At 66.1% G+C, this 17,779-nt stretch carries 16 protein-coding genes; 7 read left to right on the forward strand and 9 right to left on the reverse strand.

Annotation, left to right across the window (positions count from 1 at the left end; translation table 11 throughout):
• On the reverse strand, positions 1-1,041 hold the full coding sequence (locus tag V5G24_RS20290; RefSeq protein WP_509292263.1) for a prolyl oligopeptidase family serine peptidase: 1,041 nt from the start codon (positions 1,039-1,041) through the stop codon (positions 1-3).
• A 425-nt stretch (positions 1,042-1,466) separates the two neighbouring features.
• On the opposite strand from V5G24_RS20290, the gene V5G24_RS20295 reads away from it, so the two are divergent.
• From V5G24_RS20295 to V5G24_RS20315, 5 genes are all read left to right on the forward strand, one after another.
• The gene (locus V5G24_RS20295; protein WP_394084872.1) at positions 1,467-2,150 is read left to right on the forward strand and encodes an OmpW/AlkL family protein; all 684 of its coding nucleotides are present in this window, start codon (positions 1,467-1,469) and stop codon (positions 2,148-2,150) included.
• A 447-nt stretch (positions 2,151-2,597) separates the two neighbouring features.
• Positions 2,598-2,999: a succinate dehydrogenase, cytochrome b556 subunit gene (gene sdhC, locus V5G24_RS20300; RefSeq protein WP_348846854.1), complete on the forward strand. Its 402-nt coding sequence runs from the start codon at positions 2,598-2,600 to the stop codon at positions 2,997-2,999.
• A 12-nt stretch (positions 3,000-3,011) separates the two neighbouring features.
• The gene (sdhD, locus tag V5G24_RS20305; protein ID WP_394084871.1) at positions 3,012-3,413 is read left to right on the forward strand and encodes a succinate dehydrogenase, hydrophobic membrane anchor protein; all 402 of its coding nucleotides are present in this window, start codon (positions 3,012-3,014) and stop codon (positions 3,411-3,413) included.
• A 1-nt stretch (position 3,414) separates the two neighbouring features.
• Complete coding sequence (gene sdhA / locus V5G24_RS20310) at positions 3,415-5,253, forward strand: succinate dehydrogenase flavoprotein subunit (protein WP_394084870.1); 1,839 nt, start codon at positions 3,415-3,417, stop codon at positions 5,251-5,253.
• Between the two features lie 71 nt (positions 5,254-5,324).
• The gene (locus tag V5G24_RS20315; protein ID WP_394041763.1) at positions 5,325-6,110 is read left to right on the forward strand and encodes a succinate dehydrogenase iron-sulfur subunit; all 786 of its coding nucleotides are present in this window, start codon (positions 5,325-5,327) and stop codon (positions 6,108-6,110) included.
• Between the two features lie 327 nt (positions 6,111-6,437).
• On the opposite strand, the gene V5G24_RS20320 is transcribed toward V5G24_RS20315, so the two are convergent.
• Positions 6,438-7,403, reverse strand: coding sequence for a hypothetical protein (locus V5G24_RS20320; RefSeq protein WP_394084869.1), 966 nt, complete (start codon positions 7,401-7,403; stop codon positions 6,438-6,440).
• Between V5G24_RS20320 and V5G24_RS20325 the strand changes: the two genes are divergently transcribed.
• Positions 7,402-7,980: a hypothetical protein gene (locus V5G24_RS20325; protein ID WP_394084868.1), complete on the forward strand. Its 579-nt coding sequence runs from the start codon at positions 7,402-7,404 to the stop codon at positions 7,978-7,980. The genes V5G24_RS20320 and V5G24_RS20325 overlap by 2 nt on opposite strands.
• 61 nt (positions 7,981-8,041) lie before the next feature.
• Positions 8,042-8,497 (forward strand): arsenate-mycothiol transferase ArsC, encoded by a 456-nt coding sequence (locus V5G24_RS20330; RefSeq protein WP_394084867.1) that lies wholly within the window; start codon positions 8,042-8,044, stop codon positions 8,495-8,497.
• Positions 8,498-8,533: 36 nt separating this feature from the next.
• On the opposite strand, the gene denD is transcribed toward V5G24_RS20330, so the two are convergent.
• From denD to V5G24_RS20365, 7 genes are all read right to left on the reverse strand, one after another.
• Positions 8,534-9,511, reverse strand: a complete 978-nt coding sequence (denD, locus tag V5G24_RS20335; protein WP_394084866.1) for a D-erythronate dehydrogenase — start codon at positions 9,509-9,511, stop codon at positions 8,534-8,536.
• Positions 9,512-9,558: 47 nt separating this feature from the next.
• Entirely contained in the window at positions 9,559-10,302 is a 744-nt protein-coding gene (locus tag V5G24_RS20340; protein WP_394084865.1) for an SDR family oxidoreductase, read from the reverse strand.
• Between the two features lie 95 nt (positions 10,303-10,397).
• The gene (locus tag V5G24_RS20345) at positions 10,398-11,108 is read right to left on the reverse strand and encodes a GNAT family N-acetyltransferase (RefSeq protein WP_394084864.1); all 711 of its coding nucleotides are present in this window, start codon (positions 11,106-11,108) and stop codon (positions 10,398-10,400) included.
• A gap of 26 nt (positions 11,109-11,134) precedes the next feature.
• The gene (locus V5G24_RS20350; RefSeq protein WP_394084863.1) at positions 11,135-12,961 is read right to left on the reverse strand and encodes an IlvD/Edd family dehydratase; all 1,827 of its coding nucleotides are present in this window, start codon (positions 12,959-12,961) and stop codon (positions 11,135-11,137) included.
• Between the two features lie 116 nt (positions 12,962-13,077).
• Positions 13,078-14,259, reverse strand: coding sequence for a low temperature requirement protein A (locus tag V5G24_RS20355; RefSeq protein ID WP_394084862.1), 1,182 nt, complete (start codon positions 14,257-14,259; stop codon positions 13,078-13,080).
• A 161-nt stretch (positions 14,260-14,420) separates the two neighbouring features.
• Positions 14,421-15,101 carry a Fe2+-dependent dioxygenase gene (locus V5G24_RS20360; RefSeq protein WP_394084861.1) on the reverse strand — a complete coding sequence of 227 codons (681 nt, stop codon included), beginning with the start codon at positions 15,099-15,101 and terminating at the stop codon, positions 14,421-14,423.
• Positions 15,102-15,187: 86 nt separating this feature from the next.
• Entirely contained in the window at positions 15,188-17,428 is a 2,241-nt protein-coding gene (locus V5G24_RS20365; RefSeq protein ID WP_394084860.1) for a TonB-dependent receptor, read from the reverse strand.
• Positions 17,429-17,779: the final 351 nt, after the last annotated feature.

Genomic DNA, 17,779 nt, shown 5'->3' on the forward strand with positions numbered 1-17,779 from the left:
CTATTGCCCGCCGGCCGGCTTGACGGGCTGGGAGTTCCGCACCGGAGAGGGCATCGGCAGCGGAACGTCACGCGCCCCTCCAGCCGCCGGGGCGGGACGCATCGCCGGGGCGCCGGGCGCCGGGATCGGCCCGCCCGGGAGCGCACCCGCAACCGGCGGCGGGGCCAGGGAGAAGCGCGAGAAGAAGGCCCAGATCTCTTCGCCCGAATCCATGTCCTGGCTGCGCAGGCCGAGGAACGGCTGGGCCAGTTCGCCCGTGGTCTCGACCCGCGCCGGCGGCTGGTGGCCACCACGTTCCACCCGATAAAGCGCCACCTCCGCATTGTCGCGGCAGCCCTCCCAGCGGCGCACGGAAATGCGGGTGCCGTCGTACGGCGCAAGGTCCGGCAGCTCAGTCACCTGCGTGCCACCGCAGCCATTGGCCTTGGCGAATAGCGCCGCGCTATCCGGTGCCGAGAGGGTGGCGCCGAGCGGGGTCCAGAAGCCGTCCCAGGCGATCACCGGATCGGCCGTGCCGTGAATGAACATGATCGGCACCGCGCGCGCCGGCCGGCAGGTCTCGCGGACATTGGCCGGGGCGGTGGCCATGATCACCGCATAGGCGGCGAAGGTCTCGGCATGCTCGCAGGCCATGCGCTCCACCATGAAGCCGCCGTTGGAAATGCCGACGAGATAGATGCGGTTGGGATCGGCGATGCCTTCGGCCACCAGGGATTGCGCCAGCGCCAGCAGAAACGGCACATCCTCGCCGGGGCGCAGCGCCGCCTTCAGGCGCATGGCCGCCGGGCGCGAATCATCCCACACGCGGCCGAAGCCCTGCGGATAGGCCACCACCAGCCCCTCCCGCGCGGCGGTGGGCTCCAGGCCGAAATAGCCCTTGAAGCTCTCGGAGGTCTGCGCCGCCCCGTGCAGCGCGATGATGGCGGGGCGCGGCCCGGGGGCGCCGGCCGGCTGCGACAGCAGATAGGTGCGCGTCTCATCGCCCACCTGGATGCTGCGCGCGCGCACGGCATTCTGCGCCAAGGCGGGCAGGCCACACATCACCAGAAACACCAAGCCCCAGACCCCGCCTGAGACCCCGCCCAAGACCCGGCCCAAGACCCGGACCAAGACCCGGGCAAGACTCAAAAGCCGCCACAGCGCCACGCAACCACACCGCATTCGTTCGTTCCCTGCCGCCCGCGCGCCCGGCCTCGCCTCGCGCGCGACGCAGCTTCACCATGCCGTGCCCCGCCCCCTTAGACACCGAAGGACGCCGCGGCTCCAGGCGTCGCTGTGATTTTTCAGTCCCGCAGCGCCCCGCGATGCGACATCGGGGTATTATGGAACCCTTCCCAAGTGTGGCTGAAAAGTCACGGAAACATGGCGCCGCCGACCACGGACACGGATTTTTGATCTGCCTCAAATCCGCGGGCCGCCTTGAGGGTCAACCCTCTGCCCACGGATTCTCAATAGGGGCTTTCACGATGGGTATGGGGAATTGGGGCCGCGCGGCCCTCGCAGGTCTGGCGGCTCTGGCCGTCAACACGGGCGCCAATGCGGCGGACCTTTATACACCGGTGAAGGCACCGGTTGCTCCGGTGGTCGAACAGAGCCCCTGGATGATCCGCCTGCGGGCGCTGGCCGTACTGCCGAACGACAGCGGCCATGTGAACAATGTCCCCTTCTCCGATTTGTCCTATTCGGACTCGGTCGTACCGGAACTGGACATCAGCTATTTCTTCACGAAGAACATCGCGGCTGAACTGATCCTCGGCGTGACCCCGCACAATATCTATGGCCAGGGCTCGCTGAACGGCACCAATGTCGGTCGCGTGTGGCTGCTGCCGCCGACCCTGATGCTGCAATATCATTTCACCGACTTCGGCGCGTTCAAGCCCTATGTGGGCGCAGGCATCAACTACACCATGTTCTTCAACCAGGACGCCAAGGATGTGGCGACGCTGGACGTGAAGAACACCCTCGGCTGGGCGGTCCAGGTCGGCTTCGACTATATGATCGACAGGCATTGGGGCATCAACTTCGATGTGAAGAAGCTGTTCCTGGAACCTGACTTCACCATCACCACCGCTCCCGGCGCCCTGCCGCTCACCGGCACCGCCAATCTCAATCCCTGGCTGATCGGCGCGGGCGTAACCTACCGCTTCTGACGGCCGCGCCGCCGGCCGCGTCCGTCGGCCGGGGCGTACAGCCAGGAACCTGAGCGCGGGATTCGTCCCGCGCTTTTTTTATGCCCGGCTCCTTTTATGCCCGGCTCCTTTTATGCCCACTCCGCGCGCCGGGCGATGCGCGCCGGGCGCCGGCCTAGGCCCGCTCAATTTTTTTTGCGCCGCACCGCGCCTTCTTTTGCTCCCACGCTCTGGCGTTCGCGGGGCGATCCGGACTAGCATCGCGCTCTGTCTGCTGCGCCTCATTCTCGCGAATGGGACGTGCGCGGATCGGTGTGCCCGGGCGCGCGAACGGCCCGACACCATCATCGCCGCGAGGAATTATTTGCGCTGCGTCATTTTCGGCAAAGGCGCGCATACTCTCCTTTGGAATCGTTGCGAACTGCCAACGATTGAGATACCTGATCGTTCGATTTTCGGAGGAGGCCCATGGCCGACAGCCCGCTGCGTATCGAGCGCCCGCTCTCTCCCCATCTACAGATCTACCGACCGCTCTTCACGATGGTGATGTCCATCGTGCACCGCATCACCGGTTGCGCGCTGTATTTTGGCACCGTCCTGCTGGTCTGGTGGCTTCTGGCCGCTGCCGGCTCCCCCGACGCCTACGGCACCTTCGCCGCCGTGGCCGGCTCCTGGATCGGGCGGCTCGTGCTGCTCGGCTTCACCTGGGCGCTGATTCACCACGCGCTCGGCGGCGTGCGCCACTTCATGTGGGATTTCATCATCGGCTTCGGCCCGAAGGAGCGCGTGCTGCTCGCCAAGGCGACGCTCGCGGGCTCCATCGTCCTCACCCTGGTGGTGTGGGCGATCGGACTTGCGGTCAAGGGCTGAGGAGACAGCATCATGCACAGTCCCAAGGCGCATTCCCCCATGCGCACGCCGCTCGGCCGCGTGCGCGGGCTCGGCTCCGCCCGTTCGGGCACGGACCATTTCTTCCTCCAGCGGGTGACCGGCCTCGCCAACCTGCTGCTGGCGATCGCCTTCATCTGCATCGTGATCTCGCTCGCGGGCGAGAGCTACGCCACCGTGCGCGCCGCGCTCGGCAGCCCGGTGATCGCGGTCATCATCCTGCTGACCCTGCTCTCGGTGACCACCCACATGCGCATCGGCATGCAGGTGGTGATCGAGGATTATGTCCATAACGAAGGCGCGAAGGTGCTCTGCATCATCGCCAACACCTTCTTCACGGTTGCGGTCGGCCTCGCCGGTGCGTTCGCCGTGCTCAAGATCAGCCTGGGAGGCTGACATGGCCGAAACCAACGGAACCAACGGCTCAGCCGCCCCCGGCATCAACGGCGCGGCCTATCCCATCACAGACCACACCTATGACGTGATCGTCGTGGGCGCCGGCGGCGCCGGCCTGCGGGCGGTCGTCGGCTGCTCCGAGGCCGGGCTGCGCACCGCCTGCATCACCAAGGTGTTCCCCACCCGCTCCCACACCGTGGCGGCCCAGGGCGGCGTCGCCGCCTCGCTCTCCAACATGGGAGAGGACCGCTGGGAATGGCACATGTACGACACCGTCAAGGGGTCGGACTGGCTGGGCGACCAGGACGCCATCGAATATCTGGTGCGCAACGCGCCGGCCGCCGTCTATGAGCTGGAGCATTGGGGCGTGCCCTTCTCCCGCACCGAGGACGGCAAGATCTACCAGCGCCCGTTCGGCGGCATGACCACGCATTTCGGCAAGGGCACCGCCCAGCGCACCTGCGCCGCCGCCGACCGCACCGGCCACGCCATGTTGCACACGCTCTATGGCGCGGCGCTGAAGCACAAGGCGGAATTCTTCATCGAATTCTTCGCCATCGACCTGATCATGGACGAGGACGGCCGCTGCTGCGGCGTGGTCGCCCTGAAGCTCGATGACGGCACCATCCACCGCTTCCGCGCCCAGACCACGGTGCTCGCCACCGGCGGCTATGGCCGCGCCTATTTCTCCGCCACCTCCGCCCACACCTGCACCGGCGACGGCAACGCCATGGTGCTGCGCGCCGGCCTGCCCTTGCAGGACATGGAATTCGTGCAGTTCCACCCGACCGGCATCTATGGCTCGGGCTGCCTGATCACCGAGGGCGCGCGCGGCGAAGGCGGCTATCTCACCAATTCCGAGGGCGAGCGCTTCATGGAGCGCTATGCCCCCTCCGCGAAGGACCTTGCCTCGCGCGACGTGGTGTCCCGCTCCATCACCATGGAGATCCGCGAGGGACGCGGCGTCGGCAAGAACAAGGACCACGCCTTCCTGCATCTCGACCATCTCGACCCGGCGATCCTGCACGAGCGCCTGCCCGGCATTTCGGAAAGCGCCAAGATCTTCGCCGGCGTGGACCTGACGCGCGAGCCGATCCCGATCATCCCGACCGTGCATTACAACATGGGCGGCATTCCCACGAACTATCATGGCGAAGTGCTGAACAAGGCCAATGGCGACCCCGATACCGTGGTGCCCGGCCTGATGGCCATCGGCGAAGCGGCCTGCGTCTCCGTGCACGGCGCCAACCGCCTCGGCTCGAACTCGCTGATCGACTTGGTGGTGTTCGGCCGCGCCGCCGCCCTGCGCGCGGCGGAGACCGTGCGTCCCGGCGAGAAGCAGCGCGAGCTGCCGGCGGACAGCGCCGACCTCGCGCTCTCCCGCCTCGATCATTTCCGCAACGCCAAGGGCTCAACCGCCACCGCCGAGCTGCGCGGCCGCATGCAGCGGGTGATGCAGAACAATTGCGCGGTGTTCCGCACTGGCGAGATTCTCGCCGAAGGCAGCAAGCTGATCCACGACGTGTTCAACGCGACGTCGGACATTGGCGTGACCGACCGGTCGCTGGTGTGGAATTCGGACCTGGTGGAAACCCTGGAATACGACAACCTGATCTCCCAGGCGGTCGTCACCATGGAAAGCGCCGCCAACCGCCAGGAAAGCCGCGGCGCCCATGCGCGCGAGGATTTCCCGGACCGCGACGACCACAATTGGATGAAGCACACCCTCGCCTATCTCGACACGGCGAGCGGGCAGGTGCGGCTGGACGACCGTCCAGTCCACACCTACACGCTGTCGAACGACATCCAGTATATCGAACCGAAGAAGCGGGTTTACTGAGGGGCGTCCGCGCCCCTCATCGCGAGGTTCCGGACGGGCGGCGCAGCCGCTCTCGTGAAGCAGGATGACCCATGGTTGAGCTCAGCCTTCCCAAGAATTCGCAGATCACCAAGGGCAAGGTGTGGCCGAAGCCCGCCAGCGCGAAGAAGGTCACGGAATTCCACATCTATCGCTGGAACCCGGACGACGGACGCAACCCGCGCCTCGACACGTTTTATGTCGATCGCGAGGATTGCGGCCCCATGGTCCTCGACGGCCTGATCTACATCAAGAACAAGATCGACCCGACGCTGACCTTCCGCCGCTCCTGCCGCGAGGGCGTGTGCGGCTCCTGCGCCATGAATATCGGCGGCACCAATACCCTCGCCTGCACCAAGGGCATGGACGAGGTGCTGGTGAAGGGCGTGGTGAAGGTCTATCCGCTGCCGCACATGGAAGTGGTGAAGGATCTCGTTCCCGATCTCACCCGCTTCTACGCGCAGCATGCCTCCATCGAACCCTGGCTGCAGACCGACACCGCCGCGCCGGAGAAGGAATGGCGCCAGTCCAAGGACGATCGCGAGCGGCTGGACGGGCTCTATGAGTGCATCCTGTGCGCCTGCTGCTCCACCTCCTGCCCGAGCTATTGGTGGAACGGCGACCGCTATCTCGGCCCGGCGGCCCTGCTCCAGGCCCATCGCTGGCTCTCCGACAGCCGCGACGAGCGCACCGGCTCGCGCCTGGACAATCTGGAAGATCCCTTCCGCCTCTATCGCTGCCACACCATCATGAACTGCGCCCAGGCCTGCCCCAAGGGGCTGAACCCGGCCAAGGCGATCGCCGAAATCAAGAAGATGATGGTGGAACGCCAGATCTGATCCTGAACCTGATCCTGGCGCGGTTTCGAGGGGTGCGCACGGCGCTTCCGCATCGCAAATCGCGCCGGAATACGGGCTGGCAGGATACGCTGGCAGGATACGAACGGGGCTGAAGAGGCTCCGACATCCGGGCAGCGCCGCTGTCCGGCCATTGGCTCAATAAAAAACGCGCGGTGCGAGCCGCGCGTTTTTTATTGTCTCGCTGGAGCCCGAAGGGGCGGATCGCCCCGCCCCTCGCACCTTCTTAAGCGCCAAAACCCGCGCCAATTGACCCGCGCAGGGCGGCTCACACGCGGCGGCCGAAACCCGCGCCTGCGGGCCAGCGGCTCAATCCTTCTTGGGCGCCTTCGCGACCGGAGCACGCTTGGAAGCGGCAGTTTTGGAAGCGGCGGCCTTGGGGGCTGCGGCCTTGGGAGTGGCGGCCTTGGGAGTGGCAGCCTTCTTGGCGACACCGGGCTTCACGGGCGCGGGCGCAGCGGGAGCCGGCGCGGCGGCGGGGGCCGCTTCCACCGCCACGGCGGGGGCAGCGGGGGGCACCGTCGCAGCCTTGGAGGCGGGTTTGGACTTAGGCGCGGCCGCCTTGGGGGCGACGGCCTTGGGGGCGGCGGCCCTTGTCGCAACCACCTTGGGGGCGACCTTGGCCGCCGGGGCTTTCGCCGCCGGCATCTTGGCGCCATTGACCTTCGCCGGAGCCGACTTCGCCGGGGCGGCGGCAGCCGCCTTCGGCGCCTCCGATTGCGACGTGGCGGTCTGAGGAGCGGTGGCCTTGCGAGCGGCGGTCTTGGGCACAGTAGTCTTGGGCGCGGCGGACTCGGGAGCAGTGGCTTCGGGAGCCACTGCTTTGGCCTTGGCAGCCTTGGCGTTGGACGCCTTGGGTGTGACGACCATCACCGGCGCGGGAGCGGTCGGCGCCTCCAGCACAGGCGCGGACGCAGCGACGGGCTTCGCCGCCTTTGCCTTCGCTGCCGGAGCCTTGGGCGCGGAAGCCTTGGCCGCGGAAGCCTTGGGCGCGGAAGCCTTGGCCGAAATCGCCTTCACCGGACTCGCCTTGGCGGCGACCGGCTTGGCCGCGACGGGCGTCTGCGGAGTTGCGGGCGCAGCGGCGGCGGGCTTGGGGTCAACCGTCTTGGCGGGCGCCGCCTTGGTCTTGGCCGCCTTGGCCTTGGAGGCCGGTACGGGTGTCTTCGGCGCCGAGGCCTTGGCGACCGGAGCCTTCGCAACCGCCGTCTTGGCAACCGCCGTCTTGGCAGCCGCCGTCTTGGCAGCCGCGACCTTGGCTGGCGTGGTCTTCATGGATGCAATCTTGGCGGGTGCGGCGGTCGGCGCCGCTTCCGCAGCAGTCCCCGCCGGCGATGCCGCCTTGGTCGCGACAGGCTTCGCCTTTGCCGGTGATACCTTGGCCGGCGACACCTTCTCAGCCACAGCCGCAGGCGTGGCGGTGGAAGTTGCCGCACCGGGCTTGCCAGCGCTGGCCTTGGAAGGAGCGGATTTGGAAGGCGCGGGTTTCGCGGCCGGGGCTTTGGCGGCAACGGCGGGTTTCGCCGCCTTCTTGTCGGGGGTTTGCGTCAGCACGGATGCAGCCAGCGCCTTGACCTCCTCGGAAGTCACGCTTGCAGGATCGCGCAGGGCCCTGGCAGCGATCTTGCTCACCTCGGCGCTCGTCACTTCGCTCTTCGCCATTTCAGCCTCCGAATCAGCCGGCAGGCCCGGACACTCACAGAATCGTGTTCCCTCCGGCCTTAAGCGATGCATCGCTGGTGTTTCCTTCGATTTGGTTAACGCGGCCGCGCGCGCCGGTGAAAACCCGCAATCCCCAGGCTTTGCGCTCGCGCGTCGGCGCCGTCACCGGCCTGTCGGAGAACCTATCTAAGGTTGTGGGGATTGCGATTCGGGGCTGGGAGGGGTCCGGACGCATTGCACGGAGACTAAGAATGGCCCTGGCGCCGAAACCTTCGATCCTGTTCGTCTGCCACGACAATGCCGGCCTCAGCCTGCTCGCCGAGGCCATTTCGAACCACACCCAGCCGCATTTGCGGGCCTTCAGCGCCGGCCTGTCGCCGCACGCCAGCGTGGACATGGCGGCGGTGGAATGCCTGCATGCGGAAGGCGTGCCGGCCGACGGCCTGTCCTGCAAGCCGCTGGAGGTCTTCACCTTGCCCGGCGCGCCGCATATCGACGCGGTGATCTCGCTTGTTCCCGGCGCCCACGCCAGCGTCGCGCGCAGCGCGTTGCGGCCGCAGCACCGGCTTCACCATCGCTGGCAGATGGAAGATGTCTCGCGGCTCGGCGACATGCACGAACGCCGGCTTGCCTATCGCCGGCTCCTGCCGGACCTGCGGGCGGCCATCGGCGCGCTCGGCGCCGCGCAACTCGCGGCGGCCGCCTGAAATCCAGGCGACCGCGCACGGGGCATCAAACGGGCCTCAGGCGGCGATCTGGCCGCCCAATTCGTCCTCGATATGAATGCGGATGATCTCGTCGAACGAGGATTCCGCCTTGAACCCAAGGGACACGGCCCGCGCGGGATCGAAATTGCGCGGCCAGCCGGCGACGATCTGCTCGATCACCGGATCGGGCGCGCGGCGGATGAGCGATGCCGCCCGATCCCCCGCCACCCGGCGCAGCGCGGCGATCTGCTCGCCCACCGTCACCGACAGGCCCGGCATGGTCAGGCTGCGGCGCGCGCCCAGCGGCGCGGTATCGAGCGTCGCGGCATGCAGCAGGAAGCCCACGGCGGAGCGCGGCGAGGCGTGCCAGTGGCGCACCTCCTCCGACACGGGGAGAACCGCTTCCTGCCCGGACAGCGGCTCGCGGATGATGCCGGAGAAGAAGCCGGAGGCCGCCTTGTTCGGCTTGCCCGGCCGCACGCAGATGGTGGGCAGGCGGATGCCGACGCCATCAAAGAAGCCGCGCCGCGAATAATCCGCCAGCAGCAACTCGCCCATGGCCTTCTGCGTGCCGTAGGAGGTGAGCGGGGTGAGGAAGAAATCGTCGGCGATGGCTTCCGGGAACGGCGCGCCGAACACCGCGATGGACGAGGTGAAGACCAGGCGCGGCGTATAGCCCTCGATCATCCGCACCGCGTCGAACAAGGCCCGGCTGCCGTCGAAATTGATGCGATAGCCCTTCTCGAAATCCGCTTCCGCCTCGCCCGAGACGATGGCGGCGAGATGGAAAATCACGTCCGGCCGCGCGGCGACCAGCGCCGCCGCCTCGCCGGGGACGGCGAGATCGCCCACCCGCCCCTCGATGGGGAAGGGTGCGGGAATCGGGGTGGGGGCGACCACGTCCTGGGCGGTCACATGGCTGATGGGCTTGCCGCCGAGCGTGCCGTCGCGGGCGAGGCGCTCGATGAGCTTGCGGCCGACCATGCCGGCGCCGCCGATAACCAGAATGCGCATGATGAAACTCCTGAAGCTGCGCCCGTCATGCGGGACCTACGACCGGCTTAAAGCGCCCAGCCGCCGTCGATAATGTGGATCTGCCCGGTGGTGAAGGCGCTTTCGTCGCTGGCGAGATAAAGCGCCAGCGCGCCGATCTCCTCCGCCGTGCCGAGCCGGCCCATGGGCTGGCGGCCGACGAAATCCGCCCGCACGTCGTCGAGGCTGCGGCCGGTGGCGGCGGAGACGGCGGCGATGCGCTCGTTCAGCGAGGGCGACTGGATGGTGCCGGGGCAGATGGCGTTGGCGCGAATGCCCCGGGTGATGAAGTCCGCCGCGATGGATTTGGTCAGCCCGATCACCGCCGCCTTGGTGGCGCCATAGGCATAGCGGTTCGGCACGCCGCGAATGGAGGAGGCGGCGGAAGAAATGTTGATCACCGAGCCGCCGCCATTGGCCAGCATGCCGGGCAGGAACGCCTTCAGCGTGCGATGCATCGACTTCACATTGAGGTCGAAGGAGAAGTCCCAGTCCGTCTCGCTGGTCTCCAGGATCGAGCCCTGGTGCACATAGCCGGCGCAATTGGCGAGCACGTCGATGGGGCCGACCTCCGCCGCGAGCGCGTCCACGGCGGGCGTGCTCAGCACGTTCAGCGCGCGATGCTCGCCCGGGAAGTCGGCGACCTTCGCGGCATCGAGGTCGGTGGCGATCACGCGCGCGCCCTCGGCCAGGAAAGCCTCGGCGATCGCCCGCCCAATGCCCTGCCCCGCCGCCGTCACGAGGCAGGTCTTGCCGCCCAAACGTCCACCCATGGCATTTCCTCTTGGCTTGATTCGCGTCTTGATTCTTGGCGTAAGTCCCGGCCGATCTCGCGGCATCCATCTCGCGCCGGGCGGGCGCGGGAGCGTTACAGCGCGGCGCGGATGTCCTCCAGCCTGCGTTTCTGTTGCCCGTCGGGGCCGAAATTTTCCGGCGCCAGCCACGCCTCGAAGGCCGCCTTCGCGCGTGGCCAATCCTGATCGAGCATGGCGAACCAGGCGGTGTCGCGGCTGCGGCCCTTGACGATCATATGCTGGCGGAAGATGCCCTCGTACGTGAAGCCGAAGCGCAGCGCCGCCCGGCGCGAGGGCGCGTTCAGCGCGTCGCATTTCCATTCGTAGCGGCGATAGCCGAGGTCCTCGAACACGTGGCGCGCCATGAGATACATGGCCTCGCTCGCCTTGGGCGAGCGCTGGAGCGCGCGCGTGAACAGCACGTTGCCCACCTCGATCACCCGGTGCGCCGGCTCGATGCGCATATAAGAGGCATGGCCGAGGACCGCGCCGCTCGCGGCATCGAGAATGGCGAACAGCAGGGGATCGTCGCGCCGCGCCGAGACCTCATAGGCGGCGCGGAACGCCTGCGGGTCGGGCTGGACCTCCGATATCAGATAGGTCCACAGCGCCGCGTCGCCGGCACCGTGGGATGCGGCGTAAAGCGCGTCCGCATGGGCCGCTGGATCGAACGGCACCACATGGACCAGGCGGCCGCGCAGCGGCACCCGCGCCGGGCGGGCCGCCGGGCCGCCTTCCATGATCGCGCCGAGGGGCTGGCCCCCGGCGATACCGGTCTCTGTCATAGCGGACGCCTAGTGAGGTGGGACGGCTAGTGATTATCGCGCGGAACGCCCATGGTCTGGGCGACCCGTTGATATTTCACCGCCGGCTTCAACACCATGCCCTCGTCGAACTGGGCCACCATGCTGCGCTGGATTTCCTGCCAGGGGGTCTGGCTGGCGGGGATCGGGAAGCCGCCCTTGGCCTCCAGCTCCGCCCGGCGCTGGGCCAGCTCCGCGTCGGGCAGCAGGATATCCGCCGTGCCCTTGTTCAGGTCGATGCGCACCCGGTCGCCGGTGCGCAGGATCGACAGCCCGCCGCCCGCCGCCGCTTCCGGGCTGGCATTGAGGATGGAGGGCGAACCCGAGGTCCCCGACTGGCGCCCGTCGCCGATGCAGGGCAAGGCCGAAATGCCCTTCTTGATGAGCGCGGCCGGCGGCTGCATGTTCACCACTTCCGCGCCGCCGGGATAGCCCAGGGGCCCGGTGCCGCGGATGAACAGCAAGGTGTGCTCATCGATGCCGAGGGTGGGATCGTCGATGCGGTGGTGGTAGTCCTCCGGCCCCTCGAACACCATGGCCGGCCCCTCGAACGCATCGGGGTCGTCATTGTTGGAGAGGAAGCGGGCGCGGAACTCGTCCGAGATCACGCTGGTCTTCATGATTGCATTGTCGAACAGATTGCCGCGCAGCACGATGAAGCCGGCATCTTCCTTCAGCGGCGCGTCATAGGCATAGATCACGCTGCGATCCCAGGAGAATTTGCCCGCGCAATTCTCGCCCATGGTGCGCCCGTTCACGGTGAGCGCGCCTTCGTGGATCTTGCCCTTGGCGATCAGCTCCGCCACCACGGCGGGAATGCCGCCCGCGCGGTGGAATTCCTCGCCCAGAAACTCGCCGGCCGGCTGCATGTTCACCAGCAGCGGGATCTTGTGGCCGACGCTCTGCCAATCGTCCACGTCCAGCTTCACGCCCACATGGCGCGCGATGGCGTTGAGGTGGATCGGCGCGTTGGTGGAGCCGCCGATGGCGGAATTCACGCGAATGGCGTTCTCGAACGCCTCGCGGGTGAGGATGGCGGAGGGGCGCAGATCCTCCCACACCATGTCCACGATGCGCTTGCCGGTCTCATAGGCGATCTGCCCACGCTCGCGATAAGGCGCGGGAATGGCGGCGCAGCCGGGCAGCGACATGCCGAGCGCCTCGGCAAGGCCGTTCATGGTGGAGGCGGTGCCCATGGTGTTGCAATGGCCGACCGACGGCGCCGAGGAGGCGACGATGTCCATGAAGGTGTCGTAGTCGATTTCACCCGTCGCATGCTGCGCGCGGGCCTTCCACACCACGGTGCCGGAGCCGGTGCGCTCGCCATTCCACCAGCCGTTGAGCATCGGCCCGCCGGACAGGACGATGGCGGGGATGTCCACGGTCGCCGCCGCCATGATGCAGGCGGGCGTGGTCTTGTCGCAGCCGGTGGTGAGCACCACGCCGTCCAGCGGATAGCCGTAGAGGATTTCCACGAGGCCGAGATAGGCGAGATTGCGATCCAGCGCGGCGGTGGGGCGCTTGCCGGTTTCCTGGATCGGATGCACCGGGAATTCGAACGGAATGCCGCCCATGGCGGCGATGCCCTCGCGCACCCGCTTGGCCAGCTCGATATGGTGGCGGTTGCAGGGGGAGAGATCCGAACCGGTCTGGGCGATGCCGATGATCGGCTTGCCCGATTGCAGCTCGGCGCGGGTGAGGCCGAAATTGAGATAGCGCTCCAGATACAGCGCCGTCATGCCGGGATTGTCGGGATTGTCGAACCACAATTGAGACCGCAGCTTGCGCCCGTGCAACTCGGGTTGATCTCCCGACCTTGTTTCGTTTCCCGACATCGACGTCTCCCGACCCTCCGGCGCGGCACGGACCGCCGGCCGGAATTTCAAACGATTTGATTTTTCGATATATGCGCCCACCCCCCGGTGAAATCAACGAGTTTACGGACCCAATTTCACCGCGCGGGGATCACGCCGATCTTTCGCAAAGCAATGTTTTCCCACACTGCCACGGCGAACAGCGCCACCGTCGCGCTCGCGGCGAGCAGCAGCGCGCTGGCATAGGGGATGAGCGCGCAGGACAGCAGCAAAAGCGCGAGCCCGACCAGATGGGACAGCGGAAACCGCCGCAGCAGCGGCCATTTGAACAGGCCGACACCCAGCAGATAGAGCGCCGGGCCGCCGACGATGGCGGCGGCGGCCGGTGCGCCGGGGGTGTCGCCAGGATGGGCGAGCAGCACCTCGTCGGACACCGCGCACAGGATAATGCCGGCCACGATCAGCATGTGCAGATAGGTATAGGCAAGGCGTGCCTGCCGGCCGGGATCATCCGAATTGGTGATCCGCGCGCTGCCGCGCTCGGCGCCGGTGTCGAAATAGATCCACCACATGGCGACAGTGCCGAGAAACGCCACCAGGAAGGCGCCGATATTGAGGGCGCTCCATTCCAGTTCGGCGAAGGTGGCGCCCGTCACCAGGATGGATTCGCCGAGCGCGATGATGACGAACAAAGCGCACCGCTCCGCCATGTGGCCGCCCTCCACGGTCCATTCCGTGGTGCGCGACTTGCCAAGGCCGGGCACATGGAAGCCGAGGGAGGGCGCCAAATTCTCAAGCGCCAGGGCGATGGCCCACAATGTGAGGCGGGCCGTGCCGTCGGACAGGCCGCCGGCGATCCAGAAGGCGCCGATCAGCAGGTGCCAGCACAGCATGCGCTGGAAATTGCGCCGCAGCGCGGGGGCCTCGGCGCGCAGTGCATAGACCATATAGGCCGAGCGGCCGCACTGGAGCAGCGCATAGGCGCAGGCGAACGCCAGCCCAAGCCCGCCGAATGCCCCCGGCAGCGACATGGACATCACCAGCCCCGCCAGCATCAGCACCAGCAGCATGAGGCGCACGGGGGCTTTGTCCGGGTCGATCCAATTGGTCACCCAGGCGGTGTCGATCCAGGCCCACCAGACCGCAAGGAACAGGAACACCACCTGCAGGGCGCCCATGGGATCGAGATGATGCAGCAAAGTGTGGGAGAGCTGGGTCACCGCGAATACGAACACCAGATCGAAGAACAGCTCCGCGAAGGTGACGCGGTGGTGCGCGCCCCTGGTCTCCCGCAGAATGCTCTGCCTCTCCCCGTTCATGTCCGCCCCCGCCGCAAGCTCGCCCGCATCTCACGGAAAAGGCCGGGCAAGGTCAACAGGAAGGGGCAGCGCCAAGCGACATTCGCGCCAAGCGCCCGGGGATTTCCGAGCATCCGCGTGGGGGCCTTTTTCCGGCGGTGCACCTTCGCCGAGGACGCCCCTCAGACCTCCGCCCATTGGCGCAGCAGATTGTGATAGACGCCGGTGAGCTGCACCGCCGAGGGATGGCCAGGATGATCCTGGTTCAGGCGGATGATCGCCATATCCATGTCGAACAGCAGCGCGCGGTGCCCCACATCCCGGATCAGGCTTTGCGTCCAGAAGAACGAGCCGATGCGCGAGCCGCGCGTGATCGGCGTGACATGATGCAGGGAGGTCGCGGGATAGATGATGGCATCGCCCGCCGGCAATTTCACCTCATGGGCGCCATAGGTATCCTCCACCACCAATTCGCCGCCGTCATATTCGTCCGGGTCGGAGAGGAAGAGCGTGGTGGACACATCCGTGCGCATGGCCATGCCGGTGCCGCGGACCGCGCGAATGGCATTGTCCACGTGGGAGCCGAAGGTCATGCCGGCGTCATAGCGGTTGAACATGGGCGGCATGATCTGCTTCGGCAGCACCGCCGACATGAAGAGCGGCGAACGCTCCAGCGCCGCCTGCACCATGGCGCCCAGCTCCGCCGCCTCGCGGCTGCCGTCCGGCAATTGCAGATTGCGCTTCACCGCGCTCGACTGGAACCCGGCGGTGGCGCGCCCGTCGGCCCAGGCGGCTTGATCCATCACCGCCCGGCAGCGCGCCACCTGTTCCGGCGAAAGGACGTTGGGAATATGGATCATCATGGCCGGCATCCTCGGCAGGCGGCAATAAAAGACCCGCACCGCCGGAGGTCACCGGGCGGTGCGGGTGCTGCGGAGGCGACCTCAGGTCAGAAGGTCGCCCGCGCGGTGAGGGCGGCATAGCGGCCGGCGGCCGGCACGGCATGGCCGCCATAATATTGAGCGTAATACAGCTCGTCGGTGATGTTGTAGACGTTCAGCTGGAGCTGGAAGTTCTTGGTGAACTGATAGCTCGCCATGGCATCGAAGGCCCAATAGGACGGCACATAGACCGTATTGGTCGTATTGGCGAAGGTGTCGTCATTATAGGTCGCGCCGCCGCCCACGATGAATTGCGGCGTGATGTTGTAGCTGGTCCACATGGAGAAGGAGTTGGGCGGCGTGTTGGGCAGTTGCTTGCCGACCTGCGTCTGGTTCGCCAGCGTGCCGGGGCCGACGCTGAGGATCTCGGACTGAAGATAGGTGTAGCTCGCCGTCAGGTTCCACTTGTCGGTGATGGCGCCGCCGGCGCTGAGCGAAAAGCCCTGCACTTCCTGCTCGCCACCGAGCACCGTGGGCGGGAGGCCGGCGGTGGGATCGGTGGGCACGCGGGTGTTGGTCTTCATGGTCTGGAAGGCCGAGGCCGTGAGGATCACCCGGCCATCGAGAACCTGCGCCTTCACACCGCCTTCAAGCGTCGTGTTGGTTTCCGGCGCGAGGGTCACCGTGCCGGTGTCGAGCACGCCATATTCCGAAGACGGATTGGAGGACGTGCCGTAGGTCACATAGATGTTCACGGTCTCGATCGGGCTGAAGATGGCGCCGACGCGATAATTGAACAGGCTCTCACTATTGTTCAGCGGCGTCGCGGCGATCCCATTGGCCGAAGAATTATATTCGGTATTGGCATTGTCCCAGCGCCCCGTCGCCATCACCTGCCAATATTTGCCGATCTTGACCTGATCGCCGGCATATATACCAACATTTGTCATGTCGGTATCATTGGTGGTGGGAATGAAGCTGGTGTAGCCAGCAACGCCGCCGTTCAGCGAGACGTTGAGCGGATTCGCAAGGCTGGTCCGGCACCCCACATTGGTCGGGCTGCACAGATTGTAGCGCGTTTGATTGCGCGTTTCATGCGCGATTTCAAGACCTGCATTCAAGGTGTGCTCGAAGATGCCGGTCTTGAACTTCGCCACCATGTCCGTGATGTTGGTTAGATTGGTGTTGTTGGTCTCGGTCTGGAAGCGCTGCCTTCCAATGGTCATCAGCGAAACCGGATAATTGTAATATTGCGCCGCCAGCGGGGACGTAAAGGCTGTGTTGGAGGACGTCCCAAGGCTGCGCGGCGCGGTTACGCGCGCGAGGCGGTCATTGCTGGTGTAGCGCGTGCCGTTGGACAACGTCACCCAATCGTTCAGCTCATGCTCGAACTGCAAGGTAGCGACATTGGTGTTGGTGGTCACGCGATCCGGCAGCGGGCCGTTGGTGATGCCGTACCAATTGCTGCGGTTGACCGGAACCGGCGTCGTGGGCTGGCCATTGCCGTAATAGCCGCCGACCCTGGCGCCGAAATTAGCGGGCGAGGTGCTGGTGGTGGGGGCTGTCAGATAGGGCACGCCATAATCCGGCACGCCGTCTTCATATTGATAATAATAAGACGCCGTCATGGTCGTGCGGTCGGACAGATTCACCGTCACCGACGGGGCGATGCCCCAGCGTGTGGCATTGACATTGTCGCGGTCGGCAGTGTCGATGTCCTGCGCCATCAAATTGATGCGCGCATAGATGTTGTCATTATACTTGCCGTTCGCGTCGAGGGTGGTGCGCCAGCCCTGGCTGGTATAGCCGGTGACGTCGCCTTCCACGAAGGTCGCATCCTTTGGCAGCTTGGAGACCATATTGATGGCGCCGCCCGTCGATCCGCGCCCGAAGGCGAATGAGGACGGCCCCATGAACACCTCGACCGCGTCGATATTGAACATGTCGCGCGTGTACCAGCCGGTATCGCGGATGCCGTCCCGGAAGATGTCGCCGCGCGAGGAGAAGCCCCGGATGATGGGATTGTCGCCCTGCTGGCCGCCCTCTCCGGCGGAAAAGGTGATGCCCGAAATGTTGCGCAGCGCCTGATCGAGGGTCGTCACGTTCTGCTGGCGGATCACCTCTTCGGTGACCACATTCACCTGCTGCGCCATGTCGAAGATCGGCACCGGAAGCCGCGCCACGCCGGTGGTGGAAGCGACAAAGCCGCCCGTATTGTCTTGAACCTGAACCGTGGGCAGTTCGACTTCGGTGTTTGTGGCTGCTTGCTGCGCCAAAGCGGGGCCGCCGAAAGCCGTCGCCACGCCCATCGTGACGCCCCAAGATCCGGTCAGCGCTAGGCGCTTAGTATCCGAACGCTTGGACGCGCGAACATATCCCCAGTTCCCCGCCGAACCCATCTTCAGAACTCCTAAAAATCCGCCCTAAGAAAATCACAATCCAGGACTCTCTTCGCCTCTTTTAGGTCAGATCGAATATTAACTTCAATCCATCTGGGAAACATTGTATTTAGACGTGTTTTAAACAATGAGTTTCTTATTTAATTGGAATAATTTCAATCTGATGCGCAAAAATCAGCTCTGGCGCTGCCACCTTTCTCTTCGGAAAGCCCCAGGCGGGCCGGGGAAGACGCGTGGCGAAATATGTGGCAAGTTTCCGCT

Origin of the sequence: Roseixanthobacter finlandensis, from assembly GCF_043195105.2 — a bacterium.
Classification (GTDB): Bacteria; Pseudomonadota; Alphaproteobacteria; order Rhizobiales; family Xanthobacteraceae; genus NCEH01.